Source organism: Paenibacillus sp. Dod16 (assembly GCF_049893405.1).
In the GTDB taxonomy this organism is placed as follows: domain Bacteria; phylum Bacillota; class Bacilli; order Paenibacillales; family Paenibacillaceae; genus Paenibacillus_AQ.
This window is the reverse complement of the sequence record NZ_JBNDYG010000002.1, coordinates 116,351-141,904: the sequence shown is the minus strand read 5'-3', so window position 1 is coordinate 141,904 and position 25,554 is coordinate 116,351. Positions and strand designations below refer to the sequence as shown.

The 25,554-nt window shown below is 36.8% G+C and carries 22 protein-coding genes; 4 read left to right on the top strand and 18 right to left on the bottom strand.

Annotated features, from left to right (window positions below; genetic code table 11):
• Positions 1–113: 113 nt before the first annotated feature.
• From ACPV3A_RS02030 to ACPV3A_RS01955, 16 genes are all read right to left on the bottom strand, one after another.
• A complete protein-coding gene (locus tag ACPV3A_RS02030) occupies positions 114–2,879 on the bottom strand; it encodes a DUF5704 domain-containing protein (protein WP_063477575.1) in 2,766 nt (921 codons plus the stop codon).
• Positions 2,880–2,894: 15 nt separating this feature from the next.
• Positions 2,895–4,253, bottom strand: a complete 1,359-nt coding sequence (locus ACPV3A_RS02025) for an S-layer homology domain-containing protein (protein WP_063477574.1) — start codon at positions 4,251–4,253, stop codon at positions 2,895–2,897.
• 84 nt (positions 4,254–4,337) lie between these two features.
• Positions 4,338–5,414, bottom strand: a complete 1,077-nt coding sequence (locus ACPV3A_RS02020; RefSeq protein ID WP_063477573.1) for a hypothetical protein — start codon at positions 5,412–5,414, stop codon at positions 4,338–4,340.
• A 21-nt stretch (positions 5,415–5,435) separates the two neighbouring features.
• Positions 5,436–7,241, bottom strand: a complete 1,806-nt coding sequence (ltrA, locus tag ACPV3A_RS02015; RefSeq protein WP_006210078.1) for a group II intron reverse transcriptase/maturase — start codon at positions 7,239–7,241, stop codon at positions 5,436–5,438.
• A 696-nt stretch (positions 7,242–7,937) separates the two neighbouring features.
• A complete protein-coding gene (locus ACPV3A_RS02010) occupies positions 7,938–8,498 on the bottom strand; it encodes a hypothetical protein (protein WP_063477572.1) in 561 nt (186 codons plus the stop codon).
• A gap of 17 nt (positions 8,499–8,515) precedes the next feature.
• Positions 8,516–8,902: a hypothetical protein gene (locus ACPV3A_RS02005; protein ID WP_063477571.1), complete on the bottom strand. Its 387-nt coding sequence runs from the start codon at positions 8,900–8,902 to the stop codon at positions 8,516–8,518.
• A gap of 71 nt (positions 8,903–8,973) precedes the next feature.
• Positions 8,974–9,456 (bottom strand): hypothetical protein, encoded by a 483-nt coding sequence (locus tag ACPV3A_RS02000; RefSeq protein WP_063477570.1) that lies wholly within the window; start codon positions 9,454–9,456, stop codon positions 8,974–8,976.
• An 18-nt stretch (positions 9,457–9,474) separates the two neighbouring features.
• On the bottom strand, positions 9,475–9,954 hold the full coding sequence (locus ACPV3A_RS01995) for a hypothetical protein (RefSeq protein WP_063477569.1): 480 nt from the start codon (positions 9,952–9,954) through the stop codon (positions 9,475–9,477).
• Positions 9,955–9,975: 21 nt separating this feature from the next.
• Positions 9,976–12,057 (bottom strand): hypothetical protein, encoded by a 2,082-nt coding sequence (locus tag ACPV3A_RS01990; protein ID WP_063477568.1) that lies wholly within the window; start codon positions 12,055–12,057, stop codon positions 9,976–9,978.
• Positions 12,054–13,940 (bottom strand): ATPase, T2SS/T4P/T4SS family, encoded by a 1,887-nt coding sequence (locus tag ACPV3A_RS01985; RefSeq protein ID WP_063477567.1) that lies wholly within the window; start codon positions 13,938–13,940, stop codon positions 12,054–12,056. Before ACPV3A_RS01985 ends, ACPV3A_RS01990 begins: the two co-directional genes overlap by 4 nt.
• Positions 13,941–14,774 carry a hypothetical protein gene (locus tag ACPV3A_RS01980; protein ID WP_063477566.1) on the bottom strand — a complete coding sequence of 278 codons (834 nt, stop codon included), beginning with the start codon at positions 14,772–14,774 and terminating at the stop codon, positions 13,941–13,943.
• 2 nt (positions 14,775–14,776) lie between these two features.
• Positions 14,777–15,454 (bottom strand): hypothetical protein, encoded by a 678-nt coding sequence (locus ACPV3A_RS01975; RefSeq protein WP_063477565.1) that lies wholly within the window; start codon positions 15,452–15,454, stop codon positions 14,777–14,779.
• A gap of 19 nt (positions 15,455–15,473) precedes the next feature.
• Complete coding sequence (locus ACPV3A_RS01970; RefSeq protein ID WP_063477564.1) at positions 15,474–16,559, bottom strand: SAF domain-containing protein; 1,086 nt, start codon at positions 16,557–16,559, stop codon at positions 15,474–15,476.
• A 16-nt stretch (positions 16,560–16,575) separates the two neighbouring features.
• A complete protein-coding gene (locus ACPV3A_RS01965) occupies positions 16,576–18,012 on the bottom strand; it encodes a hypothetical protein (protein ID WP_063477563.1) in 1,437 nt (478 codons plus the stop codon).
• The gene (locus ACPV3A_RS01960) at positions 18,009–18,233 is read right to left on the bottom strand and encodes a helix-turn-helix domain-containing protein (RefSeq protein WP_063477562.1); all 225 of its coding nucleotides are present in this window, start codon (positions 18,231–18,233) and stop codon (positions 18,009–18,011) included. The genes ACPV3A_RS01965 and ACPV3A_RS01960 overlap by 4 nt, the downstream gene beginning before the upstream one ends.
• A gap of 184 nt (positions 18,234–18,417) precedes the next feature.
• On the bottom strand, positions 18,418–19,125 hold the full coding sequence (locus ACPV3A_RS01955; RefSeq protein WP_127502912.1) for a translation initiation factor IF-2: 708 nt from the start codon (positions 19,123–19,125) through the stop codon (positions 18,418–18,420).
• Between the two features lie 713 nt (positions 19,126–19,838).
• Between ACPV3A_RS01955 and ACPV3A_RS01950 the strand changes: the two genes are divergently transcribed.
• The 3 genes from ACPV3A_RS01950 (at position 19,839) to ACPV3A_RS01940 (ending at position 24,136) form a co-directional block, all read left to right on the top strand.
• Positions 19,839–21,047, top strand: coding sequence for a ParM/StbA family protein (locus tag ACPV3A_RS01950; protein ID WP_063477560.1), 1,209 nt, complete (start codon positions 19,839–19,841; stop codon positions 21,045–21,047).
• Positions 21,048–21,104: 57 nt separating this feature from the next.
• Positions 21,105–21,602, top strand: coding sequence for a hypothetical protein (locus ACPV3A_RS01945; protein ID WP_063477559.1), 498 nt, complete (start codon positions 21,105–21,107; stop codon positions 21,600–21,602).
• 1,172 nt (positions 21,603–22,774) lie between these two features.
• Positions 22,775–24,136 carry a replication-relaxation family protein gene (locus ACPV3A_RS01940; RefSeq protein ID WP_063477558.1) on the top strand — a complete coding sequence of 454 codons (1,362 nt, stop codon included), beginning with the start codon at positions 22,775–22,777 and terminating at the stop codon, positions 24,134–24,136.
• 77 nt (positions 24,137–24,213) lie between these two features.
• On the opposite strand, the gene ACPV3A_RS01935 is transcribed toward ACPV3A_RS01940, so the two are convergent.
• Together ACPV3A_RS01935 and ACPV3A_RS01930 are read right to left on the bottom strand one after the other, a co-directional pair.
• Complete coding sequence (locus ACPV3A_RS01935; protein ID WP_063477557.1) at positions 24,214–24,489, bottom strand: hypothetical protein; 276 nt, start codon at positions 24,487–24,489, stop codon at positions 24,214–24,216.
• 22 nt (positions 24,490–24,511) lie between these two features.
• On the bottom strand, positions 24,512–25,171 hold the full coding sequence (locus tag ACPV3A_RS01930; RefSeq protein WP_063477556.1) for a hypothetical protein: 660 nt from the start codon (positions 25,169–25,171) through the stop codon (positions 24,512–24,514).
• Positions 25,172–25,319: 148 nt separating this feature from the next.
• Here ACPV3A_RS01930 and ACPV3A_RS01925 point away from each other — a divergent pair, with 148 nt between their 5' ends.
• On the top strand, positions 25,320–25,442 hold the full coding sequence (locus ACPV3A_RS01925) for a hypothetical protein (RefSeq protein WP_255308655.1): 123 nt from the start codon (positions 25,320–25,322) through the stop codon (positions 25,440–25,442).
• The last annotated feature ends 112 nt before the right edge of the window (positions 25,443–25,554 follow it).

Genomic DNA, 25,554 nt, shown 5'->3' with positions numbered 1-25,554 from the left:
TTGTAGGAGTATTAGGTAGGAAGTTTAAGCTCAACATGAAGGCTTTCATTCCTTCCTTCGAATAATCAGTTGTTATTCTTTTTATTTGATAAGAACCCACTCTTTTCATACCATTAGGCACTTATAGAGTAACGTGTCGCACTGAAATGATAACCTGTTTTAACTGCAATATTTTGCAATCCTGATAAAGGATTGCTCCCCTGCCGCACAGGTAAAATATAATTATTGGCTCCAATTCGTGCAGCCCCGTCAATTTCTTTATCACCTACCCAAAAGCTGTTACCTGTAGGTACACTGCTACCTTTTGCTTTACGGAAAAAAGATTCCCAATTAAAATCAGCGATATCGGTTATGTGAAAGTCGTATACTCTACCAATTACATCAACAGGTACAACATCGGTTGCTACATGGTGCGCTAAATCCAAGTTGGCTTCCGGTTGGGTCGTAAAGTTTGGAGGAGCGTTCTCGGCAATGGTCCGGAAGAGAACATCATGGATTCCTTCATCCACCCATACCGGCATAAAGAATGTTGTTGCTTCCTGATTTACAGGAATTGATATCCAAGTATTTTTAGGATAAAAATTCGATTTGTCCTCACTGTAAACATCAAATGGGAACCAAACTTGTTTATCTCTAACATACTTAGCGTAATCGCGATCACCATAGCCCAATATGTTTCGATGTTGACCACTTGTCGGCATGTAAATCGTGAAAGGTCTATCGAGAATTGTTGCTTCTCGATTTGGCGCAGGGACCGTTTTTTGATTATGTGCCTTATCATCGGAAATAGCAGCATAGATGACAACCGGAGTATGCACAGTCACCGAGTTCATCCCGTTAATAGCAAACTCTTTATTACTTCCTCCATTAATATTACCTGGAATAATGTCGTAATATATCTTACCGGTTGTTGGCTGGTTAGCTTTATTTACAAGCGTTTTACTTACCGTATAACCAGATTGGTACAGAACATTTTGTCCGATTTCCTGGGGTTCAGGGATACTGCCAGGTCTTGGAGCTTCTTTCTCAACTTGAGCATTATTCATGATAGTAGTGCCATTAAATACAACATGGTCATTTTTTACTTTTACTTCTTTTACTTCGGCCTCTGCTACAGGCTGAAAATCCTCTTGAGGTGTTGGAGGTTCGCTTGAACCACCAGAAACTGTTTCGGTACCAAGATCAACCATGTTACATGGTTGTGGTTGCACATGATCTTCAACAGCCGTCTTGTTATCAGAAACCAAAGTAGGCGCTATATATCCGTTTGGATTCAAGGTTACAGTTTCACCGTAACCACCAAGAGCATAATTTTTTACAGTAGCATTCTTTAACTTGTATACTTCAAGATTATCGATTTGCCAGTAACTATAATCTCTGATCACAGTAACATTTTTTTGAACTGGCACTTCTTTGCTCATTGGTTTGGCTGGTGTTCCTGGATTTCCGGGTACTGCTGGTATTGTCCATGTCTTATTGTAGACCTTTTTAACCGTAACGGTATAAGTAACCTGACCGCGCATATTTGCCCATTTATTTTGGAATAAATAATTCTTACCAAAAACGTTAGCATATAAGTCCTCTGATGTTGGTATACCTTTGGAAACATCAAACTTCTCTGAACCGCGATCATCTGCTTTTAACACTCCGTTAGCTGAAGGATCTAAAACAGAACCAGAGAGAATGTTTCCTTTAGAAGGAGCTCCAATTTCATAGGTACAGCTGCCACCTCCACCACCTCCACTACCATCTAGTGGTTTGTAAACACCAACAAATTTAGTACCACCTTTTCCGACGGTTGTGTTTCTGGTAAGTAGATTAGGATCCCCCTTCTCCTGAACAAACTTCTTATCATTAGGAAATTCATTCTGGATGATGTAAGACCTTATAATTTCATTTTGTTTACCTTGGAAAGAGACCTTTTCTTCAAACGTATGACTTACTGGATCTCCAATTGACTTTTCACCAATATCAACCGATTTAATCCTCGTGCCATCTTCCAATTCATATATGGCTTCAACAGGATTTGCTCCCTCTCTATATACGCCAATAACATTTGTTCCTCCAAGATAGGTGGTGAAGCTACGCTGAGCTAACTTAGGATTAGAAGATGGCGTTCCTGTTTGAACATAATCCTGATCATTAGGTTTATGCTTTGATTGAATGTAAGATTTAATAAGTGAGTAGGTTTTTCCGTTGAAGACTACTGTCTCGTCAAGTTTTGCATTAATTTCTTCGCCTACTGGCCAACGCTTATCAGGATCATTAGGATTATCTACATTTCCTCTTTTGATTTCTGTTCCATCGCTTGTTCTGTAGATCTTTGTTACTTCATATTTAGCAGTATAACTTACTGGTATATCGTAATATTGTCTGAATCCATTAGGATCAGCCCAATTTTCTGCATTTTTAATGCTTTGCAAGTCTACATGGTCAGTATGATCTTCATTATTATTTCTTACTACATGGAAAATTGAAGATAAGTAAATGGTTCCTCCATAAGTAATATCTTTTAAGCCCGCAGACTCCAATGCTGCGGAAACCGAAGCTTCAGGCACTTGGAAATAGGTTGTTACAGTCCCATCTCCATTATCAATCTCATCTATCTGCTGAACTCTTACCACCCCATGTGTACCGTTTTGAGGAGCACATTGGGAACCGGAACATGAAGTTGAACGAGTAATTGTAAAACCAACAGTTTTGTATTTAATCCCTGTAGTGGCCTTTGTACTGGTTGTTGTAAAATTTATTCTTCCGTATTTATCAACCATTACACTATCAGCAGCATGAACCGTATATGAAAGGTTTAAAAAAAATAAATTTAAAATTAATACTATGAGCATAGTCAAGGCAATTCTTTTTTTATGAAGAGTTTTCATAGTTATCACGCCTTACTAATTCATCTTGCGAATAATATTAGTGAGTCTAAATAGTGATGCCTGCCCATCAATCTGTCTTAAATGACTACCTCCAACATTGGTTGACAAAGGGATGTCCGCATAACCTTCATACCAAACACCCTTTTGGAAATTAGTACGACTTTTAAAGAATTCGTCAAAGAAAATATCCTTGTACTGATCATATGATGTGATTTTAAATGAAAACTTGGTTCTAATATAGTAGAGACCTAGTCGGTCGGAAGAAAATACCATCGTTGGTTCTGCTGTAAGTTCACCTTCAGTTACAATCTTGTTTTTCTTAACCCACGCAACATAATTCTTCATATCTTTTAATACAAAAACATTCGATTGATTGAAATGACTAAAAAGGTCTTCAGCCCATTTATCGTTTATTGTTTTGTAATTCACATTTAGTAGTGAGTTATAGTAATCTTCAGTATTCTTCTTCCAAGCTTCCATAGTTGGGACATGCTTAATATAATTATCAGTTTGTGCAAGTTTTGACGGCTTGGTATCTACAATTTTAGGATACGCCATTTCGTACATCTCATTTGGATACTGTTCTAGTATGTAGACATAATCTTTTGCGTTTTTAGGTAGATTAGTAGTTCTAATAGTGCGTCCCCACGCATCTTTCTTTGCATTCATCGCGGATTCTGCATTTGCAACGGCTTTTTCATCAACTGGCAACGTTATTCCGCTTTTCACTTTTTGAATTCGTTGTATTACGGTTACAGCTTGAGCTCTTGTCGTTGTACCATCCGGATCAAGCTTGCCATTTCCCGTTCCTGAAATGAGTCCATTCTTCACAGCAATTAACATAAACTCATTATCATCTTTCGCAGTTTCACCGATGGCTCTCACTGCGATATGTACCATATCTAATCGGGTCATCGGTTTAGTCATGTCGCCAGAAGAAAAATCTCCTTCCTTATAAAGACCAGTAGATTTAGCTGAATCGATATAAGGAACAAACCACTTATCAGATTGACCATTGTTATTAACAGGAAGATCCATTGCAACAACAGTCATCTTAATGAACTCTGCACGTGTTACCTTGTTTTCTGGATGAAAGAGTCCATCAGGATAACCACTCACAATGCCTTGTTTGATTGCAGCAACTATACTGGATTCTGCCCAGTGGCCAACTATATCTTTAAAAGAATCGACAACTGTTTTTACAGAATCAGTAACATCCCCTACAACTTTATTTGCACTTTCCAAACCATTTTTAATCATGTCTTGCACGTCCGCAATTGGTGATGTACTAGCCGCTATTGCTGGTCCAATACCAGTTGTAGTTGTTGAAAGCATCGAGATAACCGCTATAGATGCTACTAGAGCTTTTTTCATTTTATATATCCCCATTTCATTTGTAATAATTTAACTTAATTTAATAGTAACCTGTGCAATTATCTGTGTCCAACTGAAACAAGATTATTTGTTAAGGCACGATAATGGATGATAACCATTAGCTGCTGCTTCTTTCCCGCTGATAAATGTTTCATGATTCATCACTCCCGATTTACAGACAGAGCGATCATAGTAGTATTTAGTACCATTTACAGTTATGCCGGTTATTTCTTGCTTTTTAATAATTCTTGCTCCACCAAGTGCAAAGTTATTATAATACTTCGTTCCGACAGGAATTCCTTGAACAAAAGCAAGAACACCTACGTCATCAATGGTGTTATCCCACTCTTCTTGGTCAATCGAAGGAAGAGTAAAAGTATAGGAAACTCCATATCTCCTTACCAGATTATTATGTTTGTTAATTTCGTATTCTAAATCTGACTGTATTAACGACACAATCGTTTGTCGACGAATATTATCAAAATTCGTAGTATCGTGGATTAGAGGAATTGACGAACCTACCCACATGGGTGAGACAAATTTTTGACTAGTGAGTGGATCTATTTCGAATAGATATCCCTGTTTGAGTTCTTTGGAATTTGCTTGATAAACAGTAATGTAATCATCAAGTGTAAATGAAAATATATTCCCTGCTTTATCTTTATAAGAGTATGGTTTTTTTTGTGACCACACATGTTTCAGTGCCTTATCACCATTAGCATCCAGATACTCCTGCTCAGAGTAAATATAGTAGCCATCATAACCGATAACAACGAACGCAGGGATATATCTTTGAATCGTTCCTTGTCCATAAGGATCATCAATAACCCCAAAGTTAATGTACAGATTATTAAAAAAGGCTCTTGCGGCCTCTTCCTTATTCACTCTTACATTCTTTGGTGATTCATATCGAGCTTCATTATCTTGTTCAGAATTGGTTAGGAGCACTGAAGCAGCATCTTGCGCTGCTGTATCGATAATTGCGTTGTACTGAGCTTCGAGATACATGGATTTTTTTTGTGCTTCGACATCAAGTGAATTTATAACGACGAATGGTAGGAGTATGAGTACAAAGATAATTGCAAAATTAATAGAAATAGGTAAGGGTTTGATACGATCACCGCCTTTTCCCCTTCTCCGCACCGTGCGTGCGACTTTCATCGCACACGGCGCTCCATCTTTTTAGATTTTTATATCAATAGGTTCCAAGTTACTCATTTTACGGTACTGGTTGATCTTCTGAATTATGGATTCAGAAATTTCAATGGTAGACATGAGTTTAACAATCGTCTCCGGTATTGATGCATGAATTATTTTATGGATATCTTTGTGTAGGATTCGTAGATTTTTGTACATGTCCGTTCCTCCAAGGTGAAGGGGTTGAAGGTGATGACAATGTATTTCATCAGCGGTAAGGAAGACGCCTGAAATTTCGCATTTCCCCGCCTTCATACTGTATCTACTCAACCTGTTATCCAGATATTCGATGCTCCGATCCGGGATGTTGGACTTCATGAGTTTAATAATCTCAGAATTTATGTCCGGATTTAATTTCTTATGAAGTAGTGTTCTACCTTCAGATGTGAATGGGTTTAGATCTTGTTGAAAACATAAGTTGTTCATCGTTTTCACATCTCTTAAAGGGAATAGGAATACTCCTGCAACTTTAAAAGTTCTGTAGTTATTCTTGTAGAACTTTTTGTAGGTTGGTGGTGGAATATCTGGATGTTGATATTTCCCGATTGCTTTTAGACGATTGTAAGTGAATGCTTTCAGATCATAGGCAAGTCGTGCGAACTCAACACTAACATGTGTTGCTCGTGAGAAGTACCTGTGGATTCCAAGTACAAAGCTATTGAACAAGAGTGCATTTTGTGCAGTGGGCGATTTGTGTATTGTTTTGATTCGATCTTTTGCTTCCTTCTTGAGCTGTTCTTTCTTTTTGTTGTTTATGCCCGTGTATGCTACTCTCTTTTTTCCTTTTTTCTCAGCCCATATAGTGAACCCTAGGAAATCAGATTTTCGTTTTCTAAGGTTCACGATTTGTGATTTTTCGGGTGAGATGTCAAGTTTAAGACGATCCTTGAGATAGAGTCTGACTGCATGGTACCACCTATGGGCTGTCTTCCAATCGCGGCAGAGTATTTTGAAATCATCTGCGTATCGAACAATGTAACCTTCTTTGAGGTTGGTTTTCTTGAGTGCTCTAATTCTGTGAAAGTTCCCCGCATACGCATATTGTGTTTCAAAGTTTACCCATTGCCCAGCTACCCATTGGTCCAAGTCGTTTAGTACGATATTGGATAATAGTGGTGATAAAATTCCACCCTGTGGAGTGCCCTTTAATGGGGTACCTTCTCCTTCAATCTCAGCTTTTAGCATTTTGCTGATGATTCTCAGTACTCTTTTATCCCTTATTCCCATGTTCCATAGCTGTTTTAAGAGTAATGTGTGATTAACATTATCGAAAAACCCTTGTATGTCTACGTCTACAACATAGTGGAGGTTCGCCATATTAATTAAATGTTGCACTCTGGCAAGGGCATTATGTGCTGACCGCACTGGTCTGAAGCCGTAACTATGTTTGTAGAAATAAGCTTCAGCAATGGGTTCAATGACTTGTTTGAAGCATTGCTGAATGATTCTATCGGTTATACAGGGAATACCCAGCGGCCTTTTTTTCCCGTTAGGCTTGGGGATATGGACTCGTCTGACTTTCTTTGGTTGATAATTCAGTAGCCTTCTCCTTATTAGGAGTACCATTTCTTCATCAGTTAGTGTCTTTAGGTTATCAATCGTTTTGCCATCTGTTCCGGGTGTAACCGAGCCTTTATTTGACTTTATGGTGCGGTATGCCAAAAGGATATTTTGTTTTGTTATTATTAGGTCGTAAAGATTGTTAAAAGCTATCCTTTTTTGAGCGTTCTCATATAGGTCAGTAAAGGTACTCGTCATGTCGTAGTAGTCCCAGTAACGTAGAGTTTGCACTGTGGCCTCACCTCTTTCAGGAGATTTCCCACGTTCCTACCTGATCGGTGCAATTCACTTTTTGGAAAATTGATATTAATTTAAAAAGACTTGAGGCTGTTCCTCCACACCCATTACAGGTATTTCATCGGTCGTGCCTCTACTCTCACAAGGATTAGTACACTTCGGCATGTGTTCTGCCTTATAGTAGACGTCTGGGATGGCAGTCCGCTATTACGACGTTCCTTGCTTTCCTTGTTCCCTGAGACCTAGCTATTTGTGCTGAGCCTTAGGTGCCTCCTTTGAGCCTGTGGACTGGATATCGCCTTAGTTCGATATAGCGTATTTCCTAGATCACAATCGTACTTTACGCCATCCACCCTGATCATTGGTCAGGACATATGTTTCCATATGTTATGAATATAGACCCGTACATTCGGAGGTTCGTCAGATCCTAAGATCATTCTCACCATAGCTAACTTTTCAGCCATCCGGCATATCAGTTGGCATACCTTCTTAGATAAGTGGCTCTAGCCTTCTTTCTGCCGACTTTACCTGTGCTTCGAACCCAACACGCTGCCCGTGTTACGCACGCAGGAGATTAATGGGATTGTTTCAGGAAACCTGGTCCCCTCATTCCAATCCTCGGTCACAGAGTTAGACTTAATTCATTAAGTCTCCGCCTTTCCCTTTATAAACCGGTTATAGCAGAACAAGTCACTCGTAATCCTCATTATATATCATGCCCCCGTATGGAATATAAATTTTTGCATCTGTATTATTTCCATTTGTGATAAAATCACGTAGAACCTGAGAGGGGGTACGGTTCGTGTTTTTAACGGTAACTGAAAAGAAATCACCTTTCGATAATTTGTACAATCTGCTAGGGTCATCTATTTTTTTTGTGTTATCTGGAAATAACACAGATAAAATTTGATGACTAAAGAACTCATCATAATTTAACGCATAACCACCAACAAATTGAGGATTATGAGGGTCTGTCATGTTATCGTAAATTGGATCGTATGTTTTATGCCGATGTTCAAGATTAATCTCGTATGTATTGCCTGTAGATTGCAGAGATTCAAAAAAATCGTTATACATAGTTGGTGTGATATAACCCTTGTCACGAACAGAATCAACGAAAGTTGTAACTGACTTATATGCAGTCATAAATGAAATATCATCTTGATGTTGTGCTGAATTATCTAATGGAAATACGTATAATAAAATGATAGCTAAGATCAAGGTAAACACCTTGCTTATTGAGTTCATCATGTTTCTATCCCCATCTCTTATTGTGCTGTATATATCACCTTGGTTATTACCCCTAAGGTATTTCTTTCAAAGTTAGCTGTATATTCTCTGTTTAATGAAATCGTGGATACATCAATCTCATCAAATTGAAGGTTTTTATTGTATAAGTGGTTGTTTACTATAATGTCTATTTTAGTATCCGGAATTTGTATTACAGACGCTGCTACCTCCTGTCCGGTTATAGCAGGTTTTACTGGAACTCCTAATGTCGAGTGTATATCTCTTTCCAAATGAGTATTACTTTTACTAACTAGGTCTAATGACTTTGATATCGATAAATTCAAATAAATTGCACTCCCTAAAGCAATTACAAATACTGTGGCTGAAAAGCTAAAAAACATCCAGGATTTAACGTGACTAGTCATGCTCACCACCTCCATATTGTTATGTGGTAAGTCAGATCTCTCCAACTTACCACATATCTTTACTAAAAATTTTATTTTTGACGGAACAACAGACCCCGAACGACTCCACTATTATCCATGACGACCTGAGCTTCAAACTTACCTGATGGGTTAATATAATCGTTGCTGGATTCATCGGCAGAGGTTACAAGCGAACCTGTTGCTGTGCTTCCTGTAATGGCACCATAACCAGCAGACCCTTTTGGAACGGTAACGTTTACTACTTGGCTGTACCAAACACCAACAGGATTTTTACCAGTGATAACTTGAACGCCAAACTGACCCTTATCTGAAAATTTTCGAAGTGCATTTGTTACTTGGCTACCAGAAACGGTTGTGTTGTCATAAACTGTATAAGCCGTTTGAGATAGTTCAGTTTGAATATCCGAGAAATTGTTCTGTGCACTTTTTGTAGCTTCTTGTGCGGAAATAAACATTACTACAGCAATAGTAATCAAAGCGATTACCAGAAAAAATCCTGCTGCCATTTTTAAAGCGCTTTGTGCATTATTCATCTTTTTAAATCCCCCTAATTATACTTGTTTAAAAACTAATCCTCGCACAACGCCGCTATTGTCCGTTATCACTTGTGCCTTAAACTTACCTGAAGGATTGATGTAATCATTGCTCGATTCGTCAGAAGTAGTTGTTAATTGACCAGGAGCATTTCCAGTAATAGAGCCATAGGCTGTCGTCCCAATCGGCACCGTTATATTTACAATCTTGTTATACCAAGTGCCTACAAGGTTTTTACCAGTAATCACCTGGACGCCAAACTGGTCCTTATCAGAAAACTTTCGAAGTGCGTTCATTACTTGGCTGCCGCTAACTGTCGTATTGTCATATACGGTGAAAGAGGTTTGCGATAGCTCGGTTTGGATATCCGAGAAATTTTCCTGAGCATTCTTCGTCGCCTCTTGAGCAGAGATGAACATTACCACTGCGATGGTAATCAAAGCGATAACTAGAAAAAAACCAGCAGCCATTTTTAGAGCACTTTGTGCATTATTCATTCCAACCTTGCGTCCCCTTTTCTAAGAAATTCTACCTACTTGTTCGTAATAACTACCCATCTGTTCAATACTCATATACACGAGCGGGAATACGAGATACAAGAACACAAGAGCATACATTGGAGCAAATCCGAGCATTTGCCCCCATTCCTTTTTGGTATCAATAATTTTTTCATAATCTTGTTTTCTTTGTTCAAAGTTGAATGCTCGGTCAGTTTCAAGATCGTCGAATGCTTCGTTGATAGGGATTTTCTCAACTGCAACTTGCAATCTTTCGATCGTTCGAACAAAAGGAATAAATGGTACATCTTCTTTTAATTGCTCAAGAGAATCCTCAGGTCCAGAATCATAATGGAGAAGACATTTTTGGAGGGGTTCTTTGAAGACTGATGAGAACCGTTCCATCCATTCAAGAATCGTTTCAACTGATACTCTTTCAATTTCAGATAACATTGAAATGATCGTATGAAATTGTTCAACCTCATTTTGCATCTCCATCGCTCGAATTTTTTTCTGAAACATCAGAATCCAAACCGGAACATAATATCCAACCAATCCTAGACCGATAGCAATCAGAAGTTCCCACCACTTTAAGTACTCATTTGATATAACTATCGTCTTTTCGATTATACGGTTAGATGTGGATGCAACCATTTTGTCATCAGCATCCGGCATTTCTTTTTGTATTGCGAGGGCAACTCTATCTCTTAGATTTTGTTTCACCCCCTTCAATTGATTAATTATTTTTCTATCAAACTCGGTAGTTTTGTTAGCCTTCGCTAGTTCCTCCTGAGAAAGCTTCCCAAACATCACTTCACTTTTTATTGGAGTATTCAACACGTTGTGTACAGTAAGTGAATGCATGTAAATGAAAGAAGAAAACATTCCTAGAAAGAGAACACTGCAAAGCAACAAACGCCGAACGAAAAACCATTCAATTGGAAGGGGAGAATTAGATTCTTTTAGCAAAAGATTGAGCTTGTATCGTTCCCTTCTATTTGAAGCAGGAATAATGCGATCAACAATAAATCTTATAGGGGGAATCTCGTAAATCCGCTTTTCCCATTTAAACCGTTTTGTTTTCGCAACATATTTACCTTCATTTGTTTCTTGTATCTTCCTAAGTAATACATAAGAAACAACAATGATAGTAAAAACGGATATTTTAGTGATGATTCCTAACTTTGATGTATAGAAATCAGTCATGGCTGGGAAATTTCCGCGCGCCCAGGTTTCAATAGCTTTTGTGAACAAAACCGGGGTTATTGCTATGATGGTCAAACCTCGAAGATAGTAACTCAGTTTTTCCCTACGTAATATTTCAAGATTTATTTCTTTCTTTAGTCTGTCAAGAGCTGTTAGAAACATAGATGAACCATCTCTTAATTTTTTGTCACCAAACTCTTTTATTAAGAAGGAAATTCCAGCGAAAACCTTGAGAAACCGATTGGGTGCTACTTCGTAATAATTTTCGAGTTCCTTTTCCGGGTCTATATCTGTAAGAATTTCATATACTCGTTTTGCATGGAGTGAAGCCTCATATGATTTCGCTTCCGCAGCATCAAAGATTGCCTCTTCCACCATCCCATGCTGGTGAAAGTGATACCGGACATCAGACAGCATATCGACAAATTGTTTTAACAATCGATCCTCTACTTTATTAATGAAGGAATCCATCAGACTTCCATGAATGACCAATGCTCCTAACAACACCATAAAGGTGGTTAGAAGATCTCGATTGATGAAGATTAGAAAGAGAACCGTAACAGTGATTATGGTGAGAGTCATAAACACTATTCGCATAGTCATTTTTCGTAAAGTAAATTCATCATAAGAATGAATATTTGAAATCCTTCTCCGAACACGTGCGACGTAATTTTTAATGCCAGGGATTCTAACAGCTTTGGAATACGAAGATCTAAAGAATTTATCTAAGTTCCTCTTATTTTTAACTCTTTTTGGATTGATCAGATCCCTATAATAATTTGATTCCTGAAGGTCGCTGCTATTATCGATCTTTCTGGATATCACTTTCATTGCAATGAAGGTAAAGGCAAACAGAAAAATACTTGCACCAGCGATGGTTAACAGTAGAGAAGTCATGATACTTCACCCCAATGTTCTTCCAGAAATGATTTAAATCCTTCGGTATCCTCTGGAGACATATGGTCTATCATTTCAATTCTGTTTCTTTCAGAGATTTTATTTACCGGTACATACCTACCTTCACGAAATTCAATAATGTTTCTCGGTTCGTAAAGTTTTGGTGCTGTAACTCTCTCGTAATACTCACGCTGAGTGTCGAAGAATTTTTCGAATTTATTCTCCAGCCCTATGACTTTTTTATAATTATCCGGAAGTGGTGCAAGTTCAGTCGGAATACATTCAGTGATACGTTCGATATAACGTCTTCCGTCAAAATCCTTTTTGAGATGAATATCAAAATTGAGGACATTAACAACTTGTTCTTCCGCAATGGTTTCATCATGGAACATTCCAGTTTTCATTAGTGAGTTCCGAAGAGACATTATTAATGCTTGAAATGTTTTAGCATGATGCGAAAACAAAGTGAATAAACTTGCTACCTGACTCATTTGAATCATCCATGCGGCCACCGGATCCGTTGCCACTTCTCCCAAGATGTTCACAGAACCATCGGTTTTCTTTTGAATATCTAATGCTTCTTGACCAGAAATTTGGTCCGTTTCTCTTAAACTCAGTATGTTTCTTTCTTTGTAGATCTTACGGAGGTGGAGCTCAAATGCCATTTCTTGAACACGAATAGTATGCCAAGCATATATAAATCTGACCATCGCCATAATCAGTGTGGTTTTACCTGTTCCCTGTGCACCAGTTATAGCTGTAATTCGTGCGCCCTTGACAAGATATTTTATCAATCCTATTGGTAAATCTGCGTTTTCTTCTTTAATTAGTTGATCAAGAGAAGCGTTAGGCACATCAAATTTCCTCACGAAGAACGCCCATGTTTCTGCTAATTTAGGTCTTAGTACGACTACCCTACTTCCGTCTTTCATTTCATTTACCATATACCCATTACTCTCCGAAAGCTGGCCGGGATTATTATACTTATAGATATTTTGGCAAACACGTTTGAGTTCGTGTTCACTTCCAAAGGTTAGAAAAGATAAATGTATGGATTTCCCCTTAAAGAATATCCAAACGCTATCATGAGCATAAGGTACATCTTCAGATTTCATCTGCTGTATGTAGTGATCATACTCACCAACCAGATGCATAAAAGATGTTGGCAAACCCGAGACACCACCAGAAACACCATCAATATTCATGTCCCTTATCTCGTCAGTTGGTCCGAATCCTTTGAGTTCCTGGTACACCCTTTGAACAACTATATTGAGCTTGTCTTCAAAGTTGATTCCTTTAAATTCTTTTTGAAAAACATATTCAATTTCCTCTGATGTAATAATGTAAGAAGGCGTCTTACCTTCCTCTATTACATTTTTCAAATGATCAAGATTATGATTTTCAATTAATTTGGTGAGAGCATCGAAACCAAATTTCTTTTTGTATTGATATAGAAGAATTTCGAATTTATCCTGTATAGTTAAGCTTTTTCGATCATCAAACGGTATTACTAGATTAATATTGTTATCATTAAATCCATAAGTCTTGTATAACAGATCAAACAGAAAAGTTTTAACATATGTTTTGTCGTTAATGTCACCGTAAACGCATCCTTTTAAAGCCCTTTTTAGCTCTACGCGTTTCCGCTTTAAACGTATAAATTCCTCTTCTGTTAAATTCAAATCCATAAGATCGGATTTAGCGAGTTCGTGTAAAGTTTCCTTGATGTATTCACGTATTTTTTCCAATGAAAACTTCGCATCGCCTTCTTCTTTTCTCGGGGCAACAAATTTTCTGTCAGTAAGCTTGAAATAAAATAGTATAGCGGCTATTAAAATCATTACAACTATTAGGCTTGTATTGATCAAGTAGACTGATATCATTTACTCTCCCCCTGACTCAAGTCTTCCAAGTTTGAGGTCTAACTTAGCAGAAATCGCACGCGAGAGTTTATTCACTTCTGCGAAAAAGGAGCTGTTTTCATGTGAAGAAGATATGTGTCTGTTTCTCAAGAAAAAATCCAACACATTACTATCATTGGTAGCATCTAAGAATGAGCTGCAATGAGGAACAGTATATATTTTGTTTTTCAGTCGATATTTTCTTTGAATATTCTTAACACTATACTTTGATTGATCATCATACTTCCCAAGAACAAATAGGTGCTCCTTTTGATTTAGAATTTCTGGATACTCCTTGTTTTCGAAAAATGAATTCAATACTGTTAAATTCTGATTTAGACAGACAACTACCAAATCACTTTCCTGCAATACCGTTTTTGTTAGCTCATTTGTTACTCCACTAGGGACATCAATCAATGTTAAATCATAATAATTCTCTGCATTTCTTAAAATAGCTGGAACTGCTTGAATAAGCTGCTCATGAAAATCTTGATCTGGTTTTGTTGTTCCGTAGAGCATATCAAGATGTCCTTTAATTAATGGAGTAGTGTTGTCTCGAATAGACTCAGGTGTTAACCTGTTACTTTTTGCAAGTCTTTCCAATGCATCAATCCCATAATCCGTGAAGGAGTGTGATAAATGGTTTGAATCTACAGGTTTTTTATATGAGTTTTCAAGGGTCGTTTTACGCCAATGAGTATGTGTAATTAAAGTTTTAATAGGCGTATTCATACCGATATTTGTAGCCGTAGCAATTAGATTCGATGTTGTAGCAACTTGACCGTCTCTAATTCCCCAAAATGCAACCGTCGCCAATCTTATCCCCTCCTTGCAGTTTTGAGTGCATTGCTGATCGACTTCTCATCAACAATTTCACTATCCATTAACAAACCAGCTAGTGATTTTCTATAGTGTCCTGAAAATCGCTTCAGGTTCGAACGCTCATCATGTACATTTTCAACATATCTTTGGTAGTCAACTTCATCGAAGTTAAACAAGTGAATAGTATCTGTGCGAAGGATTTTCGGATTATCGAAGAAATCATAAATAAAATCCTCATCCATATGGGTTGAGATGTAATTATTAACAATCAGTGTAAAGATGTGCGATTCATTCTCTCTTTCTTTAAACAAATCTTCTAGAATAGCTCGTGTTCTTTTTAAAGCAGACTTTTCGAGTGTTGAAAAAATATAAATTTTATCGAACTCATCAAGAGAAACATCAGATATAAAATCGCTATTATCAATATCGATCTGTATGTAGTCATATTCATTCAAATTGACTTTGTTTAAATGTTTTTTGTTCAACGCACAGTCAAACCCCTCAAACTCGATAAGGTCCATCTTCTCCGTTATTTCAGGTATTGATGCAGCTACATCTCCAGATTGTGTTCCATCTACATAGAGACCTTTTAAGCCAGTTAATGAAACTACCTTTATCAGGTTTAGAAGGACCGATGTTTTATCTACAGAACCTATATATAATATTTTTTTCATGTTTTTCACTCCCATCTTTTTAAGGGTTTATGGCGTCTTGATTCTGCTCAAAGATATTCTGCTGTTTGTCTTCTGGAATTGAATTATCTGTTGTCGGTTCTAAAATATTGCTTTTTTCTGTTGGATTTGTCCCATTCGATGAGTTAACACCTTCATTGCTGGACTTATCGTTTAATTGTTGTTCTTCATTTCCAATTGCACTACTTGATTCATTCTGAGAAAAACCATTGGTTCCGTTATTTACTTGATAACTTGTGGCCCCTGTGGTGTACTTCATTTTGTCCACCTCATTTAATGAAGACAAATCTTTATCAAGTTGATTTCGGAGACGTTTGTTCAACTCAACCTTTGCGACTTCTATGATATTCGGATCATTTTGCATGAGTTCAAGTACTTTATTATTAACTGGATATGTTGTTATCGCCTTCTCTTGGAATTGTGGATCCGTATAAGTTAGGGCATAAATTCTTGCGCCATTAATAAATGCGTCCACTATGGCACTCGACATGGTTAGAATTTCGCTTTCATTCATTTCATACCAAACGGTCCCAGTAGCACCTACGAGTTTTTGAACCTTCTTTTTCGATAACACAATGTAATCATGCCCTGTAGGAAAGTTGATCCTAACATCTACGTATTGGGCATTCGCTAAATCTGAAGGAAGTTGCATTACATTAAACTCTTGATATCTGAGATCATTTGGTGTCACGCCCTCATCGTAAAGAATACTGGGAATAATCGCTGTATTCTTTGCTGCATCGATCTTAATCGTTTTATTTACTATTTCTTTAGGGTCTACTAGACTATTTGCCGGCACTTCGTCCTCATTTAATTCAACTTGTTGAAGATCATCAGGCTTAATTTTTGTACCTGCTTGAATATCTTTCTTAAGCAGCAAAACAGACTTCTTTTTTTCTTGTTCTGCAATTTGAGCTGCTTTCATCTCATCAATCTGTTTTTGATAGGCAGCACGTATTTCATTTTCTTTCTTTGTTTGCTGAACACCGTTGTATACCATTACTCCTCCGAATATAGAAGCAGTCAATACAACACCGGCTAAGCCTGCGATGATTAGTTGCTTGTGCCTTGGACGAATCTTTGACATTTGTATTTATCCCCTCTCAATTCCTTAAAAATAGAAAAGCTATGAATATTACAATTAATAAAGAAATAACAAATCCATATTTTAGATGTTTTCTGTTTCGGTTCTTACTCAATGAAACCGGGGCCAAACTAAGTATTTGTTCAAACATTTCATCAGAAATGTCATTCTTTCTGAATGGGTCCGGATGATACGGCAATGCAAAAACTTTCTCCCTAGATAGGTCACTTTCAATATCCGATCTGGTTTGTGCATCAATCAAAGGGATTACTATGTTCCATTTTGTTTGATGATCAAAAGAATCTGTTGCTGATAGAAACTCTTTTAAATGACGCTGTTTCCACTCACTTCCACAAGCTACAACTATTTGTATATCTGATCTCAAAAATTCTTCAAAATATGAGGTTTCTTCATATCCCCCTAGATCAAGAACAACAAAGTTGTACTCTGATGAAAGAAGTGAAATTAGATTTAGATCCGTATTATCAGATTTGTAAAAATCAACTCCATCAATGTCAAATTTTTTTGTGTTTAGAGTGCGACTAATATCTTTTATTCCTTCATATGCCAGTTCAACATATTTAAAGTCACTGCTTTCATTGCACTCTACTATTGCAACCTTGTTACCTTTTCTTGATAAGAAGTATGAAAGTGATATTGCACTGTGCGTTGTTCCGGTACGTATCTGTGCGCCCAAGACAGCGATTACTACAGAACCAAATACTCTGTTCCTTATTATGATTTTTTCCTTAACTGTGGGAAACGGTAGTGTGAAGTCTTCAATTGAATCATCAATTATAAGAGGTCGTTCTACTTTTCTATCATCTTTTGTACTTGTTATATGCTCTACAATCTCATCATTCTGATTTACTCCTGATTTCTCCTGATCCTCTCCCTTTAATCCTCGTTCTTTTTTATTTGTCGATATCGTTCTTCTTTCTGTCTTTACTGAAATTTCGTTCCCACCATTATCAATTTTGCGCCAGGCGATATCCTTGCTGTACTCCCGATATTTTGCCACTTCTGCAAATTCTTTTGATTTTTCAAAGCAATTCATGATGTCAACAATGCTAATCGTGCTATTTGTTGCTGATCTTACAAAAATGTTGTAAATCCCCATGTTCACAAGTTCTGCAAGTAATGGATGTCCCTCAGATTCGTTTGAAAGAACTACTGTCCTTATCTCACTGTGCCTAGTTCGAATGGACAGAAGAACATCAGAAAGGTATTCCAGGCGTTTATCATTTAACTTGTATGCAAGGTCAGTAATTACAATCAGTCCAAATACCGGTTCGTCATTTTCATAAGCTTCCTCTATTGTTTCGATTAAATGCTCAGCCACAACGACCGATTCAATTACTTTAAAGCCTTTAGACTCAATAAACTTCTTGAGCTTTGAACCAAAATCCGTGTTTTGAGTCGCTATAATTATCCTTCGGGTATCACTCGGCGTCACAATTCACCAACCTCCCAAATGCTTTCCCCAAGTACTTCATTAATTGCTTTTTTTATTTCCGGGTGTGGCTCTTCTTTGCTTTTTTCATATCTAGAGATCATTACCTGGTAAACTCGGAGTTTATCATTCCTTTTTTTAATCTCCCCAACAAGATCCTCTTGGGTCCAGCCTTTTCTTAGTCTGATGATTTTTAGTTTTTCAGCTGGGCTTTCAACAATCATCAACATACACCTCCTTAGTCGATATTTTAGAGACACAAAAAAACACGCTAACCAACCCTATGTAGGGTTTGATTAGCGTGCTTCGCTTTTGAAAAGATATATGGAGTTTTTATTTAAACACTTTGTCACAAAACAATCCTAGTACATTCTAAATGAAGTGTCAAACATCTTTTAGTCTTTTAGTTTAGTTATCTTCGAACGCTGCTTTCATTCGTTCATCTATATGATCATTGATATAATTATTAATGAATTCTAATTTCTTTGCAGTATCTTCTTTTTTTATTATAATGCCTGTTTTTATAGGATTAGCATTCCATTTTTCTTCTGCCTCATTTTTAAGTTCACGGGTTATTTTCCTTTCAGTATCTCTAATATTTAATTGTATTGTTCTAATAGCCACTCTCTCTTGAGCTTCTTTTTCTGCAGGGTCAGGTAATGCGAGCCTTGCTAGCCGTTCCTTTTCTTCATATTCCTGACGAATCTCATTTCTCATCTGGTCCATTTTTTCATTTAAAAGATCACCCATAGCTCGTAAAATGCGTTCTTCAGCTTGGAGTATATCCATAGTATTTGAATCTGCGGAATTTTCATCCTCAAAGTATGTGACTTCAGGAAATTTTTCTCTTACATACTCGGCAATAATCTCATTAGGTATCTTTTTTCCGTATTTTTCTCTTACCTCATATATAAATATTGCTATATTGATTTCGAGTTGTGATAATACTCTCTCTCTCTTCCCTTTTGTTCTGGGTAGAGTGTGAACTTTTTGCTTCTCTAGTTCATTAAACCAAGATCTTAAAGTGACAACCGGTATTTCTATTCCTTTCTCCTCTTTCAAATACTCTTGTGCTTTCCCAAGGGTCCACATCTGTGGTAGTTGTTCTTCTTCCACTTTGATTCCATCTCCTCTCCTCAAATATCAGTTTTATATTAGTGATATAGACTATAATTTGGTTTACGATAGTTTACCAAAAACCTCTATCTATATTATAGCCTATAAATATTCAAGTTAATAGATTCTATACAGGTTTTAGATTCTACAAATATATTAGTTATAGGTATGCAACGTACTAATTCCTACTCTTATAGATATCCTATATAATCGGTATAGTATATATTATAAGTCTCAAACACAAATATAAACTCTGCATATAAACTTCTATAGAATATATATATACAGAGTTTATTTAATGTAGGAATATATTACTTTGGTATAGAATATAGATAGAATAATAGATTTGATGGTCCACTATATCTTATATTCTATACTTCCTCGCGATATAAGTTAGATAATCAATATAGTCTACATTTATCAGTCCTCATCTATAACACTTATAGGTTGCAAAACCCCTATAGTCTATATATAGTAAATCTTCGGTTTGCTTCATATAAACTATATACCTCCTATAGGATATATTATGTAAAGGATAGTTTGTTACATATAGTATATATTTTTCGTATAGGCTATATAATCTTTCGCAAAATTCCTTTTCTTTCCCTCATTCATGTGATATAATCCAATTAAGTTAAATCAGTTAATTTAAGTTAAGTTAACTCAGTTGAGTTAACTTAACTGTAAAAATCATAAATTTGGAGGGTAATTCTATGGAAAAAAAGACATCTATGCTGCAAGCAGGATCGGACGCAGGAAATACTCGGCAAAAAACTTCTTATATTGATGAGACAGGGAATGTTGTCAGCATTTCTTTTCCTACACTAATGGCTCCGGGGAATTCAGTGGGTGACCCACTCCGTAAAGAGTCAAAAGATCTTTCGATCACAGACCGTTTACATGTATACATACAATCAAAAGCTCTTTCCGGAACCTATTATTATGTAGGGGATTATGCAAGAGATAAGAAGGGTATGGTTCAACCCGATGGTGCTTTTAAATCATCCAGTGAACTTCACATTGTTACTCAACTGACCGCATTAGCAATTATTGCAGCTTCAATGAACAAAGAACGAATTGATCATTTCTACTCTGGCGGCCTTCCTATTGAGGAGTTTAAAATCGTAGGTGAATCGACATTTCTTGAACGTATAAGCGGTGAGCATGTGATCGAGTTCTTAGATGGTATTTATAATGGAAAAGTTATTACTATCAATATTACTGGCGGGATTGTTAATATAGAGGGCGCTACTACATCACTTGCACTCACAAACAACATCATTGAGAACAAATTAATAGAACTGCCTAGTGCTAAGATCTTTGATGATGAAGACTACTGTATTGGTGATTTGGGAGCCGGCACCACTGATGTAGCACTGTTTGAAGGCGATGGGCTTAATGGTATTAATAGTACGAATTATGATCTTGGGACAAATAAATATATCGATGAAATGATAAATGAAATCAATGAAATAGATGAATTCAAAGAGGCTCGGGATTTCCTCAAGGAAAACAATATGGATGTCACTTCTCCTTATACAAACCGCGAGCAATTTTTACGGCAAGTGGTTTTTCCTGAAATAGCTACAATGCTAGCAGATAAAACAAATAAGTATCAGCCTACATTCAAGGTTTCCTGGGCTAGTAAAAGAAATGTTATTGTTACAGAAATCGTGTTAAAGCACATGAAGTCTTACTACGACGAAGTTGTAAAGCAACTAAATTTATTCGCTCTTACAAAAGCACCAAATGTAAATAACTTTTTCTTAGTGGGCGGTGGTTTGCTCTTTGCTTATTACTATTTTAGAAACATTGAATTCTTTAAATTACCTGATTTAGAAGTCCGGCCTGAAGCTCAGTATTTTACAAGCAGAGCGTATTTGATTAGTTCCTATATTCAAAACCTTGTTGCCTCTCTATAAAATTGAACTCTATACACAAAGTGGAGGGAGGTAAGACGCCCTGCAGGCGGTTTAAATATGAAAGAAAAAGCAAAGGAATTTAAGAGGGGGGTTGGCTTCACCTTCACTCCCTCGCGTATACCTGATGCCGGTGAAGTGGATTTCATTGATGAGTTAAACCGAATTTTAGCACTAAGCAATCTAAGTCAAAACAAATTTACTGAAATTATGCTGAAAGAGGCAGTTGAGTATCAAAAGATTAAGAAAACCCAAAAATTCAAGGATCTTTTTGAAACAAATGAGCAAGGGTTGATAATAATCGATGAGGATGATAGCACCTCTAATTTAAAAAAACCACTAATACAAACCGTAAACTCAATGGAACTAAACCAAAACGCCCACAGTTCATCAACATCTCAAGTTAAAGAAAAGGATGATTTTGAACATTCGCAAATGAAAGCTGTTGAAGATAAAAATTCTTCAGTTAATTCGAAGGATGTCGTTAAAGAACCGGTAGTTAATGATGTCTTAAGAAAAGCGATGGAAAGGGCAAATAAAACAAAACTTAAATCATAGTACTTGATGAACAAAGGACCTGATATAAATCAGGTCTTTTGTTTTGTATAAAATTAAAGGATCATGGATCCTAGAGAAAAGCCCCTCCTAAATAGGTACAACTAAATTAAAAGGTGGGTCAGAAAAATTTATGATATTTCCTTAAATTCTTATAGATCAAATCAGTATTTTATATTGGAGCACTTATCTTTTAAGATGTGCACCCCTTGAACACATTGGGTATATCCTTCCGATGATTTCGAGAGGGTGCATTTTACATTCTTGGACAAAGGAGAAATTGGAATGAATCATAAAACGCCATTTAATAATTATCCTTAACGAATTATGCGAAGAGAGGAGAGAACTCCTAAAAACGACTACAGCATAAACGTAATGTATGCATCGTAATTGAAAGAGGAGTTAACAAATGAAACTTTAATATCGTCACATTAATGAATAAAGCATATAAACTCTTTCTTTGAATCCCAATCACAAAAATAAGATATTACTCAGAATGTTCAAAGCGGCATTGATATCGTTCCTCAGACAGAGTATTTTTCCAATTTGCCAAGGGCACGAATTTGGGTCAGTCGAATATTAGCTAGCTAACCCTGAGAACTCATTATTAGCGATATTAGGTATGTTGCGTGGATGTTCCATAGATCCCACCTTTGATCATAAAGAAGAAATCTATACGATGAGTAGTCAGTTTAGAAAGGTATTTACAAGCATCCTCCATCTCAATAATCAATTAAGTTAACTTAATTGATTTAACTTAAATTAACTTAATTGATACTCTGGATTCATATTTTTTATATGTCTGTTCTGAAGTCATTCGAGTTCATTAGCAGGTGCATTTATAGTAACTAAAGGGTTTCTTGACAAATCAAATAATGAAAAGCAAGTCAGTTTCATAAATAGAACGCAGCAAGAGAAAGAAAGCTAATTAGTGGAATTTATAGTGGAACAATAAGTGGAATCAAAGGGAGACATTCCACAAATCATTCTTCTTTCTAATCTACTACGCATTCCATATGAATGTATTTAATGAATTCTCTTGTTACTTGATGTCTCGTTTAGAATTTGTTAACTTTTTCATGACACGAATGACATTTAACGAAGACGTGAATAAATACAGTAGAAGGTACGCATGATTTTATGCTCTTAAGCTGCTGTCCGGAGGGATGATATTTATGCCTAGTATTGGTGCATACTACTTCAGCAAAACGGAGGTTGATATAATCTCATCATTGTTTATTTTTAGAAGTGGTACTGCGGAGCAGGTTACTTATATGATCCAACCCGAGCTGGCACCAGAAGGCTTTGCAAATAATGCAGGGAAACGATCTGTTTATACCGGTAGAATAAAGTACATTGCAAAAACACTTAGCGGTTTGCAAAAAAAGGGTCTTGTTGCGCTAATGAAACCAGTACACACAATGAAATTCGTTTATTATTTAACTCAAGAAGGCCTCAACTGTGCATACTCAATCTTCGGAATTGAAGAACATTCAGCTAATCTAGCGAGTGGCTGGCCATGCGATTATGGGTACTTCGAATACACTCTCTATAAGCCATCTCTGGATAGATTCTCACATCACGACCTCTCACTTAACTATCACCTGCAAATGTTGAATTTCGCAGCTCTAAGAGGCTTCAAATACGAATTCATTGATAACCGATATGCATCAAGGGAATTTTATACGAAGAAGCAAGGCAAGAATGTAAAAAGATATTTTCGACCTGATGGGGAATTTAAAATTAATGATAAGAATCACTATTGGCTCGAAGTCGATATGTCCACTGAACGCGGCGAAAAATTGGCAGATAAGTTTGAGTCCTATCGAGACTACCTCGATGTAATCTCTGAGGGAATCTCCTTTTCAGAAATCAATGAAACACCAAGGTCAATTGTTTTCCATTCGTCAGCGACTTATATAACCGTAAGATGGATCTCAGTATTTAATGCTTTCATGAGTAAAATGGAAAAGTATACGCCGTTGATTAACTTCAGACTAACAAACAATTCAACACTTAGTAGGGCTGCAGATGCTGAGGTTAATTCAAATTCATATCTAAATAAGGTTAAAACCAACATTCAAATTCACTTGAAACGCGAGTCTGGATTCGTGGGGCTTCCAGATTCCCGCTCCAGTTCACCTAGCTTCATCAAATTGTTATCAAGTGATGAAGATGCTTTAGGTTGGTCTCCTAACATAGTAATCGTCGAGAATTCTGACGGCTCTAAACAAATCCTACTTTTTGAACGTCTTGAAGGACTTGAAAGCTTGGGTATTGCCAGGATTATTGATTTAAACAAGAAACTTCAAGAACTAGAGATAGGTAGAAGTGGACAAATAAAAGAAATTATCCCTATTTTGTACTACTATGACATAACCCCTGATGAGACAACGGTCAAAGGTACAGGCGTTGATATGGTGCTCCGAAGGACGTTAAGTAAACTGATCGTGCATGATGCTAAGAACAATCTATGGTTTGACGGTTTTAATAACATTGAGATAAAGGGAAACCCTTTAATGTATCGAAGAGACTAGACACCTTTAGCTATCCAGTCTTCGAAGCCATATGGTTCTAATTAAATTAATAAGATTTTCCAAAAAAAAGGGCGTTGTCAGTCATCCTTAATACGACGCCTCTTTTTTTTAAGCTCCGGAACTATTGCAGCAACAATTCTGTTTGTGCTATCTGAGAATGCCTCTTCACAAAAAGTTTCCATCACACGGCTAGTGATAACTTCTGGTGTTAATTCATAATCCACATCTATCCGTTCATTAATCGCGTCACAAATCATTTGCAATTGATAATACCTATGTCTATGCATTCGATATGTTACTTCCTTGTACTTAGAATTTTCTTTCCACCATTCTTGAAGCGATTCAAAAAACATAACAACCCCCCCCGATCTTCAATCACAAAACACTCCATACACTACGCTTCTGATTGTTCTCTGTGACGTCAATCCTTTTAGGATCGTAGATTCGATCACTTTCTTGTACAATATGGATGGCCTTAACCTTATCTTTCTCAAGCTTTTCTTTAGTCTTCTTAGGGAATGCTAGGTCTGTAATAAATAACTGAGTATGTGGTCTAGGTATAGGTGCATTGTAGAAAAGGTCATCATAATTAATGTTCGGTGCAACACGGTGAACCATATCCTTAGTGTGCAGACCATATCTTAATAAAGCATGCGTAGCATGTGATAAAAAAGATGATCCAAGCGCTATTTGAAACTCTGAGATTTTGTCATACAAGCACTTGTTCACTCGTACTTTAAACCGATCCCGCTTCCCGTTAATTTCAATGTAGCTATCTATTAAAGCAGCGTACTCATGTCCTAAGAATACTTGATTACCGTAAGAGAAGTTCCGTTTGAAATAAGGAGAGAAAAAGCGAATACATTCTTCACTTTTAACAGCACATTCGATTAAGCGGACTCCAACTTCACCCTCAGGAATCTCTAGGTGTCGCGCAATTCTGTGTATCCACACACGATAGGTATCAGGTACATATGGAGCTATAGAATGTTTCTTATCTGATCTAACTTTACGGCTGGCACTATTCATACCCATCACTCTCATCATCCCCCATCGGAAATTGCGAATATAACAGGCACTCCGTTCCCTAGTGCCTACTTTAAACATATGCCCGTCCAAGTATATTAGAACCTCACACTGGGCATAATAAGAGCAATATAGTAGGGCGTGGAGGGGTATGGAGATGCACAGTACTAAAGAACTTAAACTAACACAAAAAGAACTAGAGCTTTTAGCAAAAGGGTCAATAGAGACAGCCAAAAAGCTCGGCTATACTCTAAAAAAGAAAAAAAGAACTCGTCCATGAAGGACGAGTTTCTTTTTTAATATCAGAAAATAAATTGATTGGAGAAAATATTATTAGGAGCTGAAGCTCCAAACTACTTAATGCTATCTATTTTGAAAAAAACACTTAGAAA